General features: G+C 55.4%; 17 protein-coding genes. 5 read left to right on the forward strand and 12 right to left on the reverse strand.

Annotated features, from left to right (window positions below):
- The first annotated feature begins 64 nt into the window (after window positions 1-64).
- Window positions 65-967, forward strand: coding sequence for a M23 family metallopeptidase (locus tag RGB73_RS20870; RefSeq protein ID WP_310764642.1), 903 nt, complete (start codon window positions 65-67; stop codon window positions 965-967).
- A 21-nt stretch (window positions 968-988) separates the two neighbouring features.
- Here the strand turns inward: RGB73_RS20870 and RGB73_RS20875 are convergent, their stop codons facing one another.
- The 7 genes from RGB73_RS20875 to RGB73_RS20905 all read right to left on the reverse strand — a co-directional run bounded on the left by RGB73_RS20875 (window position 989) and on the right by RGB73_RS20905 (window position 7,447).
- Window positions 989-1,657 (reverse strand): hypothetical protein, encoded by a 669-nt coding sequence (locus tag RGB73_RS20875; protein WP_310764643.1) that lies wholly within the window; start codon window positions 1,655-1,657, stop codon window positions 989-991.
- Window positions 1,658-1,708: 51 nt separating this feature from the next.
- Window positions 1,709-2,305: an RNA 2',3'-cyclic phosphodiesterase gene (gene thpR, locus RGB73_RS20880; RefSeq protein ID WP_310764644.1), complete on the reverse strand. Its 597-nt coding sequence runs from the start codon at window positions 2,303-2,305 to the stop codon at window positions 1,709-1,711.
- A 159-nt stretch (window positions 2,306-2,464) separates the two neighbouring features.
- Complete coding sequence (locus RGB73_RS20885; protein ID WP_310764645.1) at window positions 2,465-2,953, reverse strand: hypothetical protein; 489 nt, start codon at window positions 2,951-2,953, stop codon at window positions 2,465-2,467.
- Window positions 2,954-3,103: 150 nt separating this feature from the next.
- Window positions 3,104-4,144: a hypothetical protein gene (locus tag RGB73_RS20890; protein WP_310764646.1), complete on the reverse strand. Its 1,041-nt coding sequence runs from the start codon at window positions 4,142-4,144 to the stop codon at window positions 3,104-3,106.
- Between the two features lie 4 nt (window positions 4,145-4,148).
- Window positions 4,149-4,949: a 5'/3'-nucleotidase SurE gene (surE, locus tag RGB73_RS20895; RefSeq protein WP_310764647.1), complete on the reverse strand. Its 801-nt coding sequence runs from the start codon at window positions 4,947-4,949 to the stop codon at window positions 4,149-4,151.
- A gap of 79 nt (window positions 4,950-5,028) precedes the next feature.
- Window positions 5,029-5,442 carry a tellurite resistance TerB family protein gene (locus RGB73_RS20900; protein ID WP_310774453.1) on the reverse strand — a complete coding sequence of 138 codons (414 nt, stop codon included), beginning with the start codon at window positions 5,440-5,442 and terminating at the stop codon, window positions 5,029-5,031.
- A 205-nt stretch (window positions 5,443-5,647) separates the two neighbouring features.
- A complete protein-coding gene (locus RGB73_RS20905; RefSeq protein ID WP_310774455.1) occupies window positions 5,648-7,447 on the reverse strand; it encodes an SgrR family transcriptional regulator in 1,800 nt (599 codons plus the stop codon).
- A 130-nt stretch (window positions 7,448-7,577) separates the two neighbouring features.
- Between RGB73_RS20905 and RGB73_RS20910 the strand changes: the two genes are divergently transcribed.
- Window positions 7,578-8,810 (forward strand): MDR family MFS transporter, encoded by a 1,233-nt coding sequence (locus tag RGB73_RS20910; RefSeq protein WP_310764648.1) that lies wholly within the window; start codon window positions 7,578-7,580, stop codon window positions 8,808-8,810.
- A 3-nt stretch (window positions 8,811-8,813) separates the two neighbouring features.
- On the opposite strand, the gene RGB73_RS20915 is transcribed toward RGB73_RS20910, so the two are convergent.
- From RGB73_RS20915 to RGB73_RS20935, 5 genes are all read right to left on the reverse strand, one after another.
- Window positions 8,814-9,611 (reverse strand): ABC transporter ATP-binding protein, encoded by a 798-nt coding sequence (locus tag RGB73_RS20915; RefSeq protein ID WP_310764650.1) that lies wholly within the window; start codon window positions 9,609-9,611, stop codon window positions 8,814-8,816.
- Entirely contained in the window at window positions 9,604-10,536 is a 933-nt protein-coding gene (locus RGB73_RS20920; RefSeq protein ID WP_310764651.1) for an ABC transporter permease, read from the reverse strand. The genes RGB73_RS20915 and RGB73_RS20920 overlap by 8 nt, the downstream gene beginning before the upstream one ends.
- 28 nt (window positions 10,537-10,564) lie before the next feature.
- The gene (locus tag RGB73_RS20925; RefSeq protein ID WP_310764652.1) at window positions 10,565-11,617 is read right to left on the reverse strand and encodes an ABC transporter substrate-binding protein; all 1,053 of its coding nucleotides are present in this window, start codon (window positions 11,615-11,617) and stop codon (window positions 10,565-10,567) included.
- Window positions 11,618-11,709: 92 nt separating this feature from the next.
- Window positions 11,710-12,723, reverse strand: a complete 1,014-nt coding sequence (locus RGB73_RS20930) for an ABC transporter substrate binding protein (RefSeq protein WP_310764653.1) — start codon at window positions 12,721-12,723, stop codon at window positions 11,710-11,712.
- Between the two features lie 219 nt (window positions 12,724-12,942).
- The gene (locus RGB73_RS20935; protein WP_310764654.1) at window positions 12,943-14,259 is read right to left on the reverse strand and encodes a hemolysin family protein; all 1,317 of its coding nucleotides are present in this window, start codon (window positions 14,257-14,259) and stop codon (window positions 12,943-12,945) included.
- A 141-nt stretch (window positions 14,260-14,400) separates the two neighbouring features.
- Here RGB73_RS20935 and RGB73_RS20940 point away from each other — a divergent pair, with 141 nt between their 5' ends.
- The 3 genes from RGB73_RS20940 (at window position 14,401) to RGB73_RS20950 (ending at window position 18,078) form a co-directional block, all read left to right on the forward strand.
- Window positions 14,401-16,077, forward strand: coding sequence for a DNA repair helicase XPB (locus tag RGB73_RS20940; protein ID WP_396136120.1), 1,677 nt, complete (start codon window positions 14,401-14,403; stop codon window positions 16,075-16,077).
- A gap of 53 nt (window positions 16,078-16,130) precedes the next feature.
- Entirely contained in the window at window positions 16,131-16,700 is a 570-nt protein-coding gene (locus RGB73_RS20945; RefSeq protein WP_310764656.1) for an RNA polymerase sigma factor, read from the forward strand.
- Window positions 16,701-16,803: 103 nt separating this feature from the next.
- Window positions 16,804-18,078 carry an anti-sigma factor gene (locus RGB73_RS20950; protein WP_310774456.1) on the forward strand — a complete coding sequence of 425 codons (1,275 nt, stop codon included), beginning with the start codon at window positions 16,804-16,806 and terminating at the stop codon, window positions 18,076-18,078.
- Window positions 18,079-18,081 lie beyond the last annotated feature (3 nt).

An 18,081-nucleotide genomic window follows, 5' to 3' on the forward strand; every position in this document is an offset into this window, starting at 1 on the left:
TGGTTTTCGGGGAAACTCCCGCCGCTTTCATCCGTACTATAACTGCGAATGGAGAGTGAATCAGATGATTAGACAGGACCTGATCAAACGGGCGGCATGGATCCCAAAAGCGTTTCTTGAGGGGATATATACACCTATCTACGAAGCATGCAGCGATTCGTTTCGCGAGCAGCTCAGCCTGGAAGAGTTCAGTACCTTCTCCGCTCAATTTCATCAAGAGGTGAAACAATACCAGGAGCTGCCCGCCTCGATCGTGCCGTGGGGCAATGCCGTGCGCTACGTGTGGGTCGACGAGAGCGGAGAAAACGGAATGTCCGCCGCCATCGACGCAAACGGCACCATCCTCGGCCTGCGGCTCGCCCACTTGAGCCGTTTCCCGGAAACGGATGATGCACCGACCAAAGGAATCTATCAATTGCCATTCCACGGAGAGTGGTTTACGTACTGGGGCGGTGCCAATGAGCTGCTGAACTACCATTACGCCTATCCGAGCCAGCGGTACGCCTTCGACTTTCTCGTCATGCGCGACGGATACACCTATGCCGGCGATCCGCTGCGCAACGAGAGCTACTTCGCCTTCGGCCAGCCCATTCTGGCACCGGCAGCAGGAAAGGTCCTCAAAGTATCCGATGCCGTTTTGGACAATGAGCTGGTCGGCGCTGTCAATGAACGGTACGCTGCCGGCAATTTCGTCGAGATCGATCACGGCAACGGGGAGTACAGTCTGCTCGCCCATCTTCAGCACGGCTCCGTCACCTTGAAGCCGGGCGATTCGGTCGAGCAGGGACAAGTCGTAGGCCGCTGCGGCAACTCCGGTAATTCAAGCGAGCCTCACCTGCATTATCAAGTGTCGGATTCCTCCGATCTGTTGCATTCTAAGTCCTTGCCGATCCGGTTTGCCACTGTCCCGCACGTCATTCAGGGCATGACCGTACAAGGGCAAAAAAAAGTGGATGACTATGTGTAGCCGCATAGCATCCACTTTTCTCTACTCTCTTCCCCCACTCGCCAAATACGCGTAATTCACCCATACCATTTCTTCAATCCCCAGAATCTCCTTGAACAGATCAACCGAATCGTACAAGAGCGAAGCGCCTGTCTCTTCGTCCACATCGGTCAGCAGCTGCAGGTCAAACAGGGAACGCAACTGCTGCACCTGCTTGGGCCCCGCGATCCGGTTGAAGCACTGCGGCTTGATTCGGGTAATTCCTTTGCCTACTTCCCGCCGATACGTTTCCGAACGTACCACCCGATCCAAAATGTCCTCGTACTTTTGCCGCACGTCCTCGCTTTCCCCGATTCCCTCCTGCAGGTCAATCTCTGGATAGAGCCGGCCAAACTCTTCTTCCGCCATCTCTACGTCAAGCGAGTAGCTGATCGTTGCGGAGGACACCTCGTAGCCGGCATCAAACAGCCGAAACCCCCAGCCGTTGTCTTCCGCGTCGTGAAACCAGAGAAGCGGCACGAATTGCTTCGACAGCTGCAGCACAAATTGCAGGGTCGCGGACGTCTCCAGCCACTCGTCCTGCAGGAAGAAAGCGTTCCAGTCGCCGTTGACGTTTCTGTGGAAGTACGGCTGATCCGTCTTGGACAAGGCGATCCGCACTTTCGGTTCGTATTTGCGTGGATAAAGAATGCCGGTCGTGAACTCACCCATCCGATTTCCACCGCTTTCTGGAAGTTCTCCCCTATTCCTTCTCTGCTTAGTCTATTCAGGACCCGCTTGTTTTTTGCTGTGATCTTTGTCAAACGTGCTTGAATGGAGAATCGTATGGACAGCTCCTTCCGGCTTCAGCTCGGATTGGTACAAATGCACGTGCTTCACTTCCCAGCGGGGCGATTCGATGGCCAGGTACCGCTCGTTCCACTCCATCAGCGGCAAGCCGTTTCCCTGCACACGCGGGCCGCGTGCGAGCGTAATGTGCGGCTTGTACTTTTTTTGGTCGTAGCTCAAGCCTTCATGGAGGTCAAAACGCTTGCCGAGCAGAAGATGCAGCTGCTTGAGCGGATCTGTCTGGCCGCGCAAGCCAAGCCAAAGCACACGGGGATGCTCGGCATGGGGAAACGCGCCGAATCCACCTACTCGCAACGTAAACGGCTGGATGATGGCGCTGACGATGTCCATGTCCTCGCAGATGGCTGGCAGCAGTGACTCAGGTACCTCGCCCAAAAAATGCAGGGTCAGATGCAAGTTTTGCAGCGATTGCCAGCGATCGGCCGTCAAATCCTGCCTCAGCCTTTGCTGAACGTCGGCGATGTATGCAGCGGCGTGCTGCGGAATGTCCAGTGCAACGAATAGACGCATGTGCCCCCTTGTCTCCTTCCTTTGGAAATGTAGAAATCCTGGATACGCCATGCCTTTTGGCCAAGCTGCGGTTGTCCTTATACTGGATCGGCATTTGATAAATGCCTATCTGTACGAAAAAAGCTCTCCATCGGGAGAGCCTTTCTGTATTCTCGCTCCTTATGCAGCCAACATTTTACCGGTTACGATGCCCAAAACGCTTCGGACGTATTCACCGAGCCTGCCGGTACCGGGTTGATAGGAAAAGCGAATGGTCAATTCGACGTGGCCGACGTGACCCGCAGGCGGGATGTTCCAAAACAGGTCGACTTCTCCGTACAAAATTTCTTCAATGCGTTGTTTTTTTCCTTCGATGTCCAGATTCGGGTCGTGGGACAAGGAAAACTTCATCATGATCGACAAAGATTCCTTTGACGACAATACTTCGCTTGGCAAGCGCAGCTTTCCGTGGACGGCGACGACTCCTGCCTCTCCCCACAACGTATACTCCAGCAAAGCCTGAAATTGTGGGGTCACTTGCAGTTCCAAGGCAGGGAGTCCGCCCTCGATCGTAAGCCCGTGATTCGCGGCCACTTGTTCGATCTCCCCTTGAAAACGGTGAGCGCAGTCAGAAACGTATTGTAGTACATCGGGTTGAACAGCGTACATCGTTGTCACCTCTCCCCAGCAGATTATCTGTCCTACCTAAGTTCGGAATTTTCCTTGTCGTATCCTTTGTTGAAAAATGACTTATTTACCCATATTTCATCGAAGTGAAAAAAATTCCTATGAAAATTCGTTTTCACAATGTCGCCCTATTTACCGATAGGGATCGTCCATGGACGAAAACGCTTCCCGATGCAGAGCGGACAGGACCTCCTGCATTTCGTCATCCAGCTCCAAATGATAGAGTCGTCCTTTTTCATACCGCAAAATCGGGAAGGCGCCGAGCTGCAGCGGATTTGCTTCCTCGCATCGGAGAAAAGCCGGCAGGGCCATAAAAAAGCGGGAAAACGGATTCGCTTCGTCCTCCGACATGTGAATGACCTCAAACAAATGCGACAGAGACGGCGTCACCACAAGCGACAAATACGCCTCTTGCTCGGCGGCCCAGACGGTGAAAGAAGCATCTCTCACCTCGCTCCGCGAGTGCCGTCGTACGACCCAGACCGCCTGCTGCAGCGTCTTCATCAGCAGGTGCTGGGCTTCCTCCTCATCGTAGGCTGCCAGCATCCGTCGATAATCCAGGACGAAAGCCATGCCTTCCTCCGCTAACACCGACCTCGGAAGGGACGTGGCGGGTATGGACTGCATCTCTTCCTCCTTCACCTCCGCCGCTTCCGGAAGCGTTTCGGGCGTCCCTTCGTACAGGGCGCGGATCATTTCGGTCGTGCGCGCCCTTTCCTCCAGGGAGAACGTGATCGGCTCCGTGTAGATGTGTGTCAGACCGCCCTCTTCATAGGACAGGTAGTGCAGAGGAGTAAAAGGCTGGCGAAGCATGGTCTGGATCATGTGGCGCTCTTCCGCCTTGGAAATGTCGAAGCTCAAGGGAAAACCGAGCGGATGGAGCGGATCGGACAGCGTCCAGATGACAGCGAGCAGCTGGCTTTGGTACGTTTTGAACTCAACCGAGACCGCATCACGGGTCTGCTCGCTGAAAGCATCCACCGATTCGAACACGAGGTACAGCTCCGCCACTCCCTGTCCGTTCAAACGAGCGAAGTAAGGAAGGCCTTCCTCCCCCGCCAGCCTGTACAAATCATCAAATTGCTCCGGGTCCAAGCGCTCGCCCAAGGTCCGTTCGTCCGGGGAGGCAAGGGCAGGATCCGGCTGGATCAGCGGCTCGTACGCTTCCGTCATGTCGTTATCCCTCGCGTTTCCCCCACGATTTCACGAACGACCATTCGCCCATTTCCTTCAGGAGAGCCTTGTCCGTCGCATCGATATGGACAGGCGTGACTGCGATGTAACCGCTCTTGACCAGGTCGTAATCGAGCAGCTCGGCTGGCGGCTCGGCTTCCGGGTATTCCCGCATCAGGAAGTAGCCCTCTTCTTCCTTGCTGTATTTGTCTTCGTAATGGTTCAGTGACAGGGAGGCAGGCACGATGCCCTTTATCTGTGCTTGCGGCACATGCGGAATATTCACGTTCCAGAACACGTTTTCCGGCAGGACGCCTTTTTTCGCTTGCTCGGCGAATTCCCGGACTAGCGGCTGAATCATCTCGGTCACCTCGCCGTAGTTTTCCTGATCGAACCAGTTGTCGTACGAGAGAGCGACGCCCGGGACGCCGAGGATGACTGCCTCTCGAGCCCCGCTGCACGTACCCGAGTAATAAATGTCACGTCCCAGATTTGTCCCGACGTTGATGCCGGAAAAGACGATGTCCGGCTTTTGTCCGTCTTCAAAAAGCAGGTGGTAGGCCGCCTTCACACAGTCGGCGGGATTCCCGTTGATGGCCCATGCCTTGACCGGAAGACCGTAGAAGTCGCGTTCCTGCGGGTCCAATGCGCTGCGTAACGTCAAGCCGTGGCCTACGCCGCTTTTTTCTTCCTGGGGAGCTACGAGGTATATGTCCGCGCCCTCCAAGGTCAGCAGCGCTTCCGCCAGCCGCTTGATGCCCAGCGCATCAATGCCGTCGTCATTCGTGATCAAAATACGCAACATCGTTTCGTCCTCCTCATTTGCTAGATTCTCCTTATTGTACCAAAAAAGCGAAAGGACCCCAATGCAATTGGGGCCCTCTCTATTCGGCGACGATCTCGTTCCAGCGTTCCCGCCATTTGATACCGTCGATGATCCACTCTTCCACCTGCGCCTGCTTTTCCTCCGAAATGCCAATCAGGCACGCAATCCGCGCGATCTCTTTGGACTCTTTCGGAGACAGCTTGCGGTCAATCAGAGCCATGTGATAGAGCTTGCGCATCATCACCAGCTTTTCGGTTTGAGACAGATCGACCAGATCGCGGACGATGTCCTCCGGGCGCTTCGGATAATCCATGTCATCCATCAAGATTTGTCGTTCCTTCAAGGTAAAATGCTCGGAATTCACCATTTCATGAATGCGGTTCACTTCTTTATTTCCTATATAACCGTCGGCGTGACCGACGCATATCATCAAACGAATGGATGCAAACAAGATCTGTTTGTCCTTTTCCATTTTCGTATACAACACGCGTTTCCTCCTCCTACCGTCTTCTGGCTGCATATGTTCTGTTTTTCAAACGGTAAAAATCCTTTTACCTAATTATACGTTGAAAAAGGAAAGCGGTTTCACACTAATATGTGACAAATTTTTCTCGCTTTCTGACGACCATCCGAAGTCTTGTCCTGTTGCACGTTCCTTTCATCCTTTCATACCGTTGTTACATCTCTTGAAATCGCACAAAAACACGAGAATAGTCAATCCATCCGTACGAATCCAGCGAGAGCCCACAAAGGCGTGGGTGAACCTCCCTTTCAATCCGGTTCGAATACAATGGAACCAAAACATTCCGCTCGCGAAGGACGGTCAGGATTCCGTTCATCGCAGCTTGGCGTTCCTTCGCGGCAAGCTCCGCGATCATCGAGCGGCCCGCCTCATCCAGATGATGATAAATGCTCAGCGTCTCGGCAAAGACCAGCTCCAGCAAGGACAGCTCTTCCCGTTCGTCGACATTGGCGCTGTCCAAAACCAGATCGGCTCTTTGCAAAAGCTCGGGCTTCGCCAGGTCTTCGGGCTTGGCATACACGATTTCGACCACAATCCCGCTCGCCGCACATCTCTTCTGTATCCACAGCGCATCCTCCTCGTGGTCTGGATCCGGATACGTGTACATGCGCAGCGGCTCGCCCGTATAACCGCACTCCTTCGCTACCATTCCCACGTTCACGGCCACTGCTTCAGCCGCGACTGCAATAAGGCCCGCATCTCCCCAGCCTTCTACGGGATGCCGTGAGCCTTGCAGATCGGCACGCATCTCGCTTCCATCCAAAAGGCTCGCCAATGCCTGACGAAAGGCTGGCTGCTGCAATACTCCGGGCTTTCTGCCATTCAGGCTGACGTATTGAAAGCACTGTTCCCGGCGGGACAAGCCGTGCCAGTCTGGATGTCTCCGCTGCTGGGCAATTTGTGCCCTCCCGTCGTTCTCCAGGAGCTGCACTTGCTTTTTGGCGGTTTCATCCGCCAATCCAGGCACACACCACAGCTCCACCCGGTCGAGAAACGGACGCCCTGCAAAATGTGATTGGAACGCCTCGAGAACGAGCATGGAGTCGTCGTTTCGGACCACCTTGAACGGACCCGACCCAACCGGAAGAGCCGGGAACGACTCCCCCATCTCTTGGGAGTAGCCGCGAGGGACGATCGCTGCGTACTCCTTGCTCAGCGCATGGAGGAGGAGATCATCCGGGTGCTTCAACATGACTGCCACCGTATAGTCGTCCAGCGGCCGCACATCCTCGACCGTCCTGAGCAGCCAGCGATGCAAGGATGGCTTGTCCATCAGGCGGCGCAGGGAAAAGCACACATCCTCCGCCGTCAGAGGCAGTCCGTGGTGGAACAAGACCCCTTTTCGCAAGTAGAAGATCCATTGTCTGCCCGCTTCGTCGACGTCCCAGGAAAAGGCAAGCTGGGGCTCAATGGTGCGGGTGACGGGATCGAAACGGACGAGCGTATCGAAGATTTGTTTGACCAAATGCGTTTGCGAACGCAGCAAAACACTCACAGGGTCGAGCGAGCCAAAGGGGCGGTCGACGAACAAGCGAAGCGTATCGACCCGATCGCCGCCCCTCGTTCCCTTCGCGCCGCGGCTTAGTCCAAACTGGCTGCTCATCCACCGCGCGTAGCTGTCCTCAAGTCCAGGCCACCGGTTTTGATAATCCCCGATCAACTGGCGGGAGGCGTGAATCTCCCCTCTTTGCACCAGCTCCTTGGCAGTGGAAAACACCAGGTCGGACGGCCCGATGAAACACGTGAGCGACGACAGATGGCCGCGCCCCCGCCCTGGCTGCCACATGAGCCAGCCCAGGTTCTGCATTTTTTTCAAGGTCAACGTCGCATTGCGCAAGGTGCAGCAGAGAATATCCGCCACTTGGGCCAGCGATATTTCCACACGGGTACCGGGTTCGAGAGCCGGACAGCCCGTACACAGCCGCACGTATTGTTCAACCAGCTGCAAGCTCATCACCACCGATCCCCCTTTCCAAAACATGAAATTCTCGCAGGCTTAATCGTACGCTTTTTCTCCCCCTGCTGGCAACGTAAAATGGTCGAAACGTCGTTATACCCTACGCCCCAAAGAAAGGAAGCGAACCATGAACCTCTTTCCAAGAACACTCGAACGACTTTTTTCCGCCTATCCGCCGCTCCTGTGGGTCCGCCTGTTCGGAGAAACGCTCACGTCCGCTTCCAGCGCGATGATCGCCCCGTTTTTGGTCCTGTATCTCAGCGACCACCTCGGCGGCTCTGTTCCCTTGACCATGATCATCATTGGACTTCAGCCCTTCTCGGAAATTTTGCTGACCCTGCTGGCGGGCAGCGTGACCGACCGCTTCCGGCGCAAGACGATCATGCTCGTCTCCCTGCTCATACAGGGTACCGCCATGTTTGCCATGTCCTGGGCCGAGTCGATGGCAGCGTTCGCCTTTCTCTACGTGCTCAACGGGGCAGGACGCTCGCTCTTCATCCCGGCCAGCCGGGCCCATCTCGCCGATTCCATCCGGACGGATCAGATGGCGGGCGCTTTCGCCCTGCTGAGCACGGCCAGCAGTATCGGTGCCTCGCTCGGCCCTTTGGCCGGCGTACTCCTCTACCGGTACGATCCGTCACTCGCCTTTTTGTTTACGTCCTTATCCTTGCTTCTGTACGCGGCCGCTGTCTGGTGGAAGGTGCCGCACACGCGCCAGGCCATGGCGGCGGCTGAAGAGTCGCATCCCGCCTTTTCCACCCGATCGCTGCCTGCGTATCGCCCGGCTCTCGCCATCATGCTCTTGTCCTTGCCCGTCAGCCTGTTCTACGCGCAGACGGAAACCAATCTGCAGCTTCATTTCAAGGAGACGATGGCTGACTATTTGCAAACGCTGGCGACACTGGCTTCCGTAAAAGGCATCCTGCTGATTGCCCTGGAGTTTTGGTTGGTCAAATGGACTCAGCATCTGCCCGCCAGGCTGCTCGTCTCGGGCTCGTACCTTTGTTTTGCGGCTGTCGCGATCGGATACGCCCTGTTCGACACACTCCCGGCTCTCCTGGCCTTGCAGCTCGTCTGGGTCGTAGGAGAGAGCATCGGGCTGACGCAGCTGTTGACCTTCGTCTCCCGCATCGCTCCTCCGTCCATGCGAGGCCGCTACTACGCCATTACCGGCACGCACTGGGATATCTCCCGCACATGCGGGCCGTTGCTCGGGAGCTACGTCCTGCTCCATTTCGGCGGAAGCGCGCTGTTTGCCATCGTCGCGCTGGCGCTTCTCGTCGGCAGCATGGCGATCTACGCCTACCTGCGTCAAAAAGAAAAAGCCTTCCCGTTAAAACAGGAAGGCGGTTTTCACTAACCACTAGCTGAGCAAGAAGCGGTCTTCGTTTAAACTCTCTCCGCCGCGGGCTGTTTCAAAGGCGCGCAGCAGGTCCTGCGGTTTCATCGTGCGTTTTTTCTCATCCGGGATATCGAGGATGATGCCCCCGTCATGCATCATCAGGAGCCGGTTGCCCATATTCAGCGCCTGCTCCATGTTGTGGGTGACCATGATCGTCGTCAGGTTGTGACGCTCCACGATCTTCTCCGTCAGCTCTACAATCAGCTGCGCACGCTTAGGGTCCAGCGCTGCGGTATGTTCGTCAAGCAGCAGGATCTTCGGCTCGGTAAACGTCGCCATCAGCAGGCTGAGCGCTTGCCGCTGTCCGCCCGAGAGAAAGCCCACTTTTGTCTTGAGGCGATTCTCGAGCCCTTGGTCCAGCTGCTTCAGCTGCTCGCGGAACAGCTCCCGCTTCTGATTGTTTACTCCGAAGGACAGTGTGCGGCGCTTCCCTCTCCCAAGCGCGATTGCCAGATTTTCTTCGATCGTCATATTGGGAGCGGTCCCCGCCATCGGATCCTGGAAGACGCGACCGATCAATCCGGCTCGCTGGTGCTCGCCCATGCGGGTCACATCTTTTCCGTCGATACTGATGCTGCCTCCATCCGGCAGCATTCCGCCGGAGATGATGTTCATCAAGGTGGATTTCCCGGCCCCGTTACTTCCAATGACAGTGATGAAATCACCCGGCTTCACGTTCAGATTCACGTTGCGCAGGGCGATCTTTTCGTTTACCGTTCCTGCGTTGAATATTTTATGGACACCAGAAATGTTAAGCATCGCCGCTTCCTCCCTTCACCGCGCGAACCGCCTGCTTCTTCCACACGCCCTTGGCGATGGTCGGTACAGTCAGCGCGACAATGACGATCAGGGCCGTAATCAGCTTCATGTCAGACGGATTGAGCCCCGCCTGCAAAGCCAAGGCGATGACCATGCGGTACACAATCGACCCGAGTATGACGGCCAGCGTCGCCCGGAAAATGGAGGAGCTTCCAAACAGTACTTCCCCGACAATAACAGAAGCCAGACCGATGACGATCATCCCGATCCCCATGCCGACGTCAGCAAAGCCCTGGTATTGGGCGACCCAAGCGCCGGATACCGCGACCAGCCCGTTGGACAGCGCAAGGCCTACGATGGTAGTCGTGTCCGTATTGACCCCAAAGCTGCGGATCATTTTCGGATTGTCGCCTGTCGCGCGCAAGTCCAGTCCCAAGTCCGTGTGCAGGAACCAGTCGATCACCAGTTTGAGCACCAGTACCCCTACCAGGAATACCATAGCCGCACCGGTCAAAATCGTCACCCCGCCTACCGCCAGATCCGGAACACTCAGATCTTTCACGTAGGTGAACAGCGTGTCTTCCCGCAAGAGCGGCAAATTCGCTTTGCCCATGATACGCAGGTTGACCGAGTACAGCGCAATCATCGTTAAAATCCCCGCCAGCAGGGCGTTCACTTTTCCTTTGGTATGCAGAACGCCGGTAAAGGCCCCCGCCACACAGCCGACCAGAAAAGCCAGCAGCGTAGCCAGATAGGGATTCGCGCCATCGATGATGAATTTCGCCGCGATCGCGCCACCCAAGGCGAAGCTTCCGTCAACGGTCAGGTCAGGGACGTTGAGAATGCGGAAGGTCAGATAAACGCCCAGAGCCAGTATTCCGAATAAGAGACCCTGTTCGATCGCTCCCATTATTGCCAGATTCATAGAAGAAGTCCTCCTGTTGCTGCGTGTATTACTCTACCACTTCTCCAGCGCGGTCGAGCATTGTTTGCGGAATGGTCACTCCCATTTTCTCCGCTGCTTTTTTGTTCAATACCAGTTTCATATCCGCCTGCATTTCGACAGGCATATCGCCCGGCTTGGCTTCGCCCTTCAAAATTTTCACAGCCATGTCAGCCGTTTGCGCACCAAGCTTGGTGTAGTCGATTCCGTATGTCGCGATTGCGCCGCTCTTCACGGAGTTTTCTTCCCCTGCGATGACCGGAATCTTTTGCGCTTCCGCTACGCCGAGGACGGCAGCGATCGAAGAGACGACCATGTTGTCAGTCGGGATGTAGAACGCATCCACTTTGCCGACCATGGATTCAGCCGCTTGCTTCACTTCCGTAGCGCTCGTGATGGCAGCTTCCTGAATCGTCAGGCCCAGTTTGTCGGAAACGGCTTTCGCTGCATCCACCTGCACCTTGGAGTTTACTTCGCCGGAGCTGTAAATAACTCCTACCGTTTTGGCATCCGGCTTCAGTTCTTTGACCAGCTTGAGCTGCTCTTCCACCGGGTTCATGTCGGAAGTCCCCGTCACGTTGCCTTCCGGCTTTTCCATCGACTTGACGAGTCCCGCTTCGACCGGATCGGTAACCGCCGTGAACAGGATCGGAATGTCTTTGCTCGTCTGCGCCGCCGCCTGAGCCGTCGGCGTGGCGATCGCCAGCACCAGGTCTACTTTGTCCGCCTCAAATTTTTGCGCGATGGAGATCGCCGTGTCCATGCTTGCTTGCGCGGATTTCACGTCAATTTTGACTTGCTTGTCTTTCTCGTAGCCTTGCTTCGCCAGTTCCGCGATGAAACCTTCGCGTGCTGCGTCCAAGGCAGGGTGTTCGACGAATTGGGCGATCCCGATGGTCAGCTGCTTGTCAGACGCAGGAGCCTGCCCTGTGTTTGCTGCCGGCGCCGGGCTTTGGTTGTTGGCCGGAGTGGCGCTTTGCTGTCCACACGCGGTGACGGACAAAAGCAGCAAAGGAAATAAAAAACTTTGGATCATTCTCATTGATCTCTTTTGTTTGAACATTTGATAAATAACCCCCTCAAAAAATTTTTTCTAATTTTATCATGTCTAAAACATTTTTAAAAGAAGAAAAAAGAGAGCAAGAAGCCCTCTTTTCACTTGATGATTTCTTTCGCCTGTTGTTTGAGCTCCTCTGGTATCGCGAGGCCAAACTTCTGGGCTGCCGTTTCATTGATGTACAAGTCGGCCTGCTTGGAAATCTCAACAGGGGTATCGGCTGCTGCTTGTCCTTTCAGCACGCGCGCAGCCATTTCACCGGTCTGCTTGCCCATGCCGTAGTAATCGATCCCGTAAGTGGCGACGGCTCCGCGCTTGACCGTGTCGGTATCCGATGCGAATACGGGAATTTTGCTTTGTTCGGCTGCGCCCAAAACGGCTTCGAAGGAAGATACGACGGTGTTGTCGATTGGTATGAACAACGCGTCGGTCTTCGCCGTCAGCCCGCTTGCCGCCAATTGCACTTCGGACAACTGCGAGATACCTGCCTTGACGATTTCCACGCCTTCCTTGCTCGCTGCGGCTTCCAGATCCTTGACTTGCACCTCGGAGTTCACCTCGGAAGTGGTATAGATCACGCCCAGCTTTTTCAAGTTCGGCAAGAATTTTTTAATAAGTTGTAGTTGTTGTTCCATCGATACTTTATCTGAGGTACCGGTCACATTGCCGCCCGGTTTTTCCAGGCTGTTGACCAGCTGTGCCGAAAGCGGATCGGTCACGGCACTGAATACGACAGGCTTGTCAGTAATCGCTTTTGCTGCTGCTTGAGCGGATGGCGTCGCGATCGCCACGACCAAGTCCTTCTTGTCACCCGCGTATTTTTGCGCGATGGAAACGGTGTTGTTCATATCCCCATGGGCGTTTTGGAAATCGACCTCCAGATTTTTGCCTTCTTCGAATCCGGAATCCTTCAATCCGTCCAAAATCCCTTGGTGAATGGCATCCAGAGCCGGATGCTCCACGAATTGCGTCAATCCCAGCTTGACAGTCTGTCCTTGCCCGCCGGCATTGGCTGCTGTGGCTCCTTCCGTTTTTCCACCTGTTTGGTTGCCGCATGCTGCCAAAGAAAATGCCAGCAACGCGGTCAGTCCCATACTGACTGCTCGTCTCATCTCAACTTCCTCCTCTAGGCTCTGCTTCGCTACTTTCTGCTTACGACTATTCTACTAGCTGATTGCAAACTTGTGACTTATTATATCATATTCATTCGGAATGAGAAGTTTTTTTCATCAATATTTTTATCGTCGGAAAACTAGAAAGAATTGTAATGTCGGTTGGATATATATTTGTTATTTATATTTCTGCAAACAAAAAAGCAGCGATGTCCCTAATCAGGTGTCCACCACTGCTTCCTCTGCCGGCAGCTTTTTGACGATGACGCGTGTAATCCGGTAATGGTCCACTTCTCCGACGATGAATTGGTAGTTGGCTTCCCGTATCATATCCCCTACCCGCGGCGGGTGATCCAGCTGCATGTAGATCCATCCGGCAAGCGTATCGACCTCGCTCGATTCCAGATCGATGTCCAAGTAGTCGCTGGCTTCTTCCAACAGCATGCGTCCGTCGAGGGAAAGGATGTCGTCCCTGCGCTCCACTTCCGGCCTTTCGTCGTCGAATTCGTCCTGGATGTCGCCGACGATCTCTTCCACGATGTCCTCCAGTGTGACCAGTCCCGCTGTGCCCCCGTACTCGTCAATGATGATCGCCATCTGTCCCCGCTGTTTTTGCAGCATCGTAAGGAGGCGGCTGATGGAGATCGTCTCGGGAACCGTCAAGACCGGACGCATAAGCGCTACGAGGTCTCGCTTTTCCCCTTCCAGTAGACCCGTCAGCATGTCCTTGATGTGGAGGCTGCCTACGACGTGATCCTTGTCGCCATCGACGACCGGATAGCGCGTATACCGTCCGTTTTGCACCAGCGTCACGTTTTCCTCGAACGGATCGCGAATGTTGAGCACCACCATGTCGGTACGCGGCACCATGATCTCCCGCGCCATCGTTTCCGAGAAGTCGAAAATATTGTCCACCAGCATCATTTCCGTGTTGTCGATTAGCCCGCTTTTATGGCTCTCGTTGACCAGGATGCGGATTTCTTCCTCGGTGTGGGCTTCCTGATGCGGCTCCATCGAGATGTGAAACAAACCTAAAAAAGCGGATGCCGATCGGTTCAGAAGGGCGATAAACGGATACATGACTTTGTGAAACCACATGATCGGCTTCGCTACCGTGAGCACAATCATTTCGGTCTTCTGGATCGCCAACGACTTGGGGGCCAGCTCGCCCATCACGATGTGCAGGAAGGTGATGACGCAAAAGCCGATGATGACCGAAATGCTGCTGACCAATGTCTCATTAAAGCCGAAATAGCGAAAGACCGGATGCAAAAGCCTGGCAACGGCTGGTTCCCCCAGCCACCCGAGCCCGAGCGATGCGAGCGTGATGCCCAATTGGCATGCGGACAGGTAAGCGTCCAGATTGTGCAATACCTTGTCAACATAGACAGCTCGTTTGTCCCCCTCCGCTACCAATTGGGCGATTCGCGACTCCCTTACCTTGACGACAGCAAATTCGGTCGCCACGAAAAATCCATTGAGGAGCACGAGGAGCACGACAAGCCCCAAGTTCAACCAGGTCCCCGCCATTCCCATGACCCCGCCTTCCTTTCCGTCGTACTTTGGGTTATTGTTTCCCAGGCCAGGACAAATGTTACCTGTCTGTTTTTCTTTCTTTTCCCGATTGTGATACCATGGTTCTGTATGAATATGTCGCTCGTGAATGAGGTGAGTACCTTGTCCTACCGTCCCGATCTGCCCATGATTGTGCAAAGCGACCGGACGATTTTGCTGGAGACGCAGCATCCATCCTATATGGAAGCGAGACAAGCCCTGCACGGCTTTGCCGAGCTGATCAAAAGCCCGGAGTACATGCACACGTACCGGATCACTCCGCTGTCGCTGTGGAATGCGGCGGCTGGCGGAATGACGCACGATCAAGTGCTGGATACGCTCAGCTCGTACAGCAAGTACGGCGTGCCGCCGACAATCGTGGGGGAAATCGCGGAAACGATGGGCCGCTACGGCCGCATCCGCCTGGAAAAATCCGGCGAGGACCTGGTCCTGACCAGCAGAGATCCGCTGATTCTGACGGAGCTCACCTCGTACAAATCCATCCAGCAACTGCTGGAACGACCGCACGAGAACGGATATGTGATCAAAAACTACGCGCGAGGGCTCATAAAACAGGAGCTGGCCAGACTCGGCAATCCTGTCCAGGACATGGCCGGCTACACGGAGGGCGAACCCTGTCCCGTCCGCCTGCGCGAGACGACGACTGCGGGCCGCCCATTTGCCCTCCGCCCCTACCAGATGGAAGCGGTCGACGCCTTCTATTCGGGAGGCTCCGCGACGGGAGGCAGCGGCGTTCTGGTCCTGCCTTGCGGTGCGGGAAAGACTGTCATCGGGCTCGGGGCGCTATGCCAGCTGCAGACGGCGACGCTCATCCTGACCACGAACACCACGTCCGTGCGTCAATGGATTGCAGAACTGATGGATAAAACCGATCTGGACCCATCCATGATCGGAGAATATACAGGAGATCGAAAGGAAGTAAAGCCGGTCACGGTGGCTACCTATCAAATTTTGACCCACCGACCCAGCTCGGAGGATGAATTTCCTCACATGAAACTCTTTTCAGAGCGAGACTGGGGGCTTATTATTTACGATGAGGTGCATTTGCTGCCCGCTCCGGTTTTCCGCGTGACCTCCGGCATTCAAGCCACGCGGCGGCTGGGTTTGACAGCCACGCTGGTGCGGGAAGACGGGCGCGAGGAAGACGTCTTTACGCTGATTGGTCCGAAAAAATACGAAGTCCCCTGGAAAGCGATGGAGGAGCAAGGGTGGATCGCTGAAGCCCACTGCCGGGAAATCCGCCTGCCTTTCGAACCGAAGTGGCGGGAAGCCTACGCGCGTGCCACGGCTCGGCAAAAGTTTCGCATTGCTGCGGAAAATCCACGGAAGCTGGAGGTCGTCCGCTATTTGCTGGAGCGCCATCCGCAGGACCAGGTCCTGATCATCGGCCAATATGTGGACCAGCTCGACCAGATGGCGGAAGCCCTGCAATTGCCGCTCATCACGGGGAAAGTACCGGAATCGGAACGGCAGCAGCTGTACGAGCAATTTAAACAAGGAAAAATCAAGCGCCTCATCGTCTCCAAAGTCGCAAACTTCGCTGTGGATCTGCCCGATGCCAACGTGGCGATCCAAATATCCGGGACATTCGGCTCCCGGCAGGAAGAAGCCCAGCGGCTTGGGCGAATCCTCCGCCCCAAGGCTGAGGAGAACAAGGCGCATTTTTATACGCTGGTGACACGGGATACGCGTGAGCAGGAGTTTTCACTGCATCGCCAGCTTTTTCTCGTGGAACAAGGCTATCCATACGATATTATAGAAATGGAAACGCTGGTCTGAAACGTTTCGTGGAAGACCAGCGTCTCATAGAGGGAAGGGAGGCCGGAGATTCAATGCAATCCGACGCCGAAATCATTCAGCGGATTCTTCAGGGCGACATCGAAGGGTATCGCGACCTCATCCAACGATACCAGCATATGATCTACGTTTTTATCTACAAGATGGTAAACAATCGCTCCGATGCGGAGGATCTCACCCAGGAAGTATTTGTCAAAGCGTACGAGAAACTGTCCACCTTTCGCGGAGACAGTCAATTCTCCTCTTGGCTGCACACGCTCGCCAGAAACAAGAGCATCGACTTCTTGCGGCGCCGCAAGTTTCACGATTCTGACGAGCAGCTGGCATACGTGCCTTCCAGCGCCAGGGATGAATCCCCGCAAGAGTCGCTCATGAACAAAGAACAACGGCGTGAAATCGAAGAGGCATTCGCTTTGCTGTCGGATTCTTACCGGGAAGTTATCGTGCTTCGTTGCACGCATGAATATCCGTTCGAAAAAATCGCTTCGCTCCTCGGCATTGCCGAGTCGACCGCCCGCGTCCGATACCTGCGCGCTCGCCAGGAACTCGCAAAATTGTTAACCCGCAAGGAAGGGGGGCTCGTACATGAACTGCCAGGCATTTAGAAAAGCATGGTTAGAAGATACGGACAGTGATGTGTTCTCTCATATAGAAACCTGTGAAGATTGCATCGCATGGATCGAAAAACAAATGACAACGGACGAGGAGGTGCAGTTCTTGAAAGAGGTTCCGCTGCCGCAAGCGAACCTGGAGGAGAGAATCATGCAGGCCATCTATGAGAGCGCCGAAAAAGGCACCCCACCTCACGCCGCTGCCCAATCGCTGGAGCCGCCGACACCTTTAAGCAGCAAGCGCCGGACCAAAGGCTTCCCTTCATTCGCCTGGGTCAGCGCAGCTGCCGTCCTGCTCGCGGTAGGCTTTGTCGGATATCAGCAGCTTCAATCGAATGATTTGCAGCAAGTAGCAGGACAGGCACAGGACATCGCGACCGGAGCAAGCGCACCGAGCGAGCCCTTTGCACTGAACCGAGCTACCGAATCAAAAGAGGCCGCAGATGCTCCTGCGTTGAGTCCGAAAGCGTCGACGTACCAGGGAACACCAGCGGCCGGCTCCACTGAGCAATCGCAGTCGCAGCAACAGGCAGCAGCCACTTCCGGCCCCGCGGCTCAGCCGAAGGCCCCGACGACGGAAGCACCTGCCACCAACGCCCGTACAGAAATCGCGATAAACACGCAGACGCAACCCAGGAGCGCTACTCCACCAGCGAGAAGTGCCGTCACGGAGTCCCATCCCGCCGCACGGAATGCCAGCGCGAATGCCCCCGTTGCCGTAACCGGGCAAAAAGCGGCGACAAACGCTCCTGCTGCTGCGGCGAAGGCAAAGGCCGATAGCGCTCCGGCAACCGAAGACGCGAAAGCCGCAGCTGCTGCCGACAACGATCAGCCAGTCTACGCTTTGACTTCTCAAGCTTTGACGGACACCACCCCTGAAGCCGAAGCGAAAGCGTTCGTGGGGCCACCTGTGCAAAAGGCGGCGATTACGCTCTCTACGTTTTCGGATACCCAGACGGCTGTACAAGCGTCTGACATGCCTGTTCCGATTCTCGCCCAACCGGCAAGCGGCTTTTCGGTCTCCGATATTTCCGTCCAGTACGAATCCGAGACCAGTCAGAAGGTGACCAGGCTCACTGCCGATTACAAGCGCAACCAGAGCTGGATCAAAATCGATGTCGTCCGAAACACGCACGGCAAACGCAGTCTTTCCATCCCCGGTACCTTTACGGCTACACAGCTGTTTACGGTGGGGGGAGAACAAGCGATTGGCGTATCGTTTGACCAAAAAGGAACGAAAGAGTCAACTGTCGAGCATGCGGTCCACTTCAACGCACAGCCCGACAATCAATCGCTGTACGTCGTCATCACCGCTCACGGGATCGGACTGGATGAGCTGATCGAAGCGACGAAGCAAATAACCTGGGAATAAACG

Origin of the sequence: Brevibacillus brevis (assembly GCF_031583145.1) — a bacterium.
Classification (GTDB): Bacteria; Bacillota; Bacilli; order Brevibacillales; family Brevibacillaceae; genus Brevibacillus; species Brevibacillus brevis_E.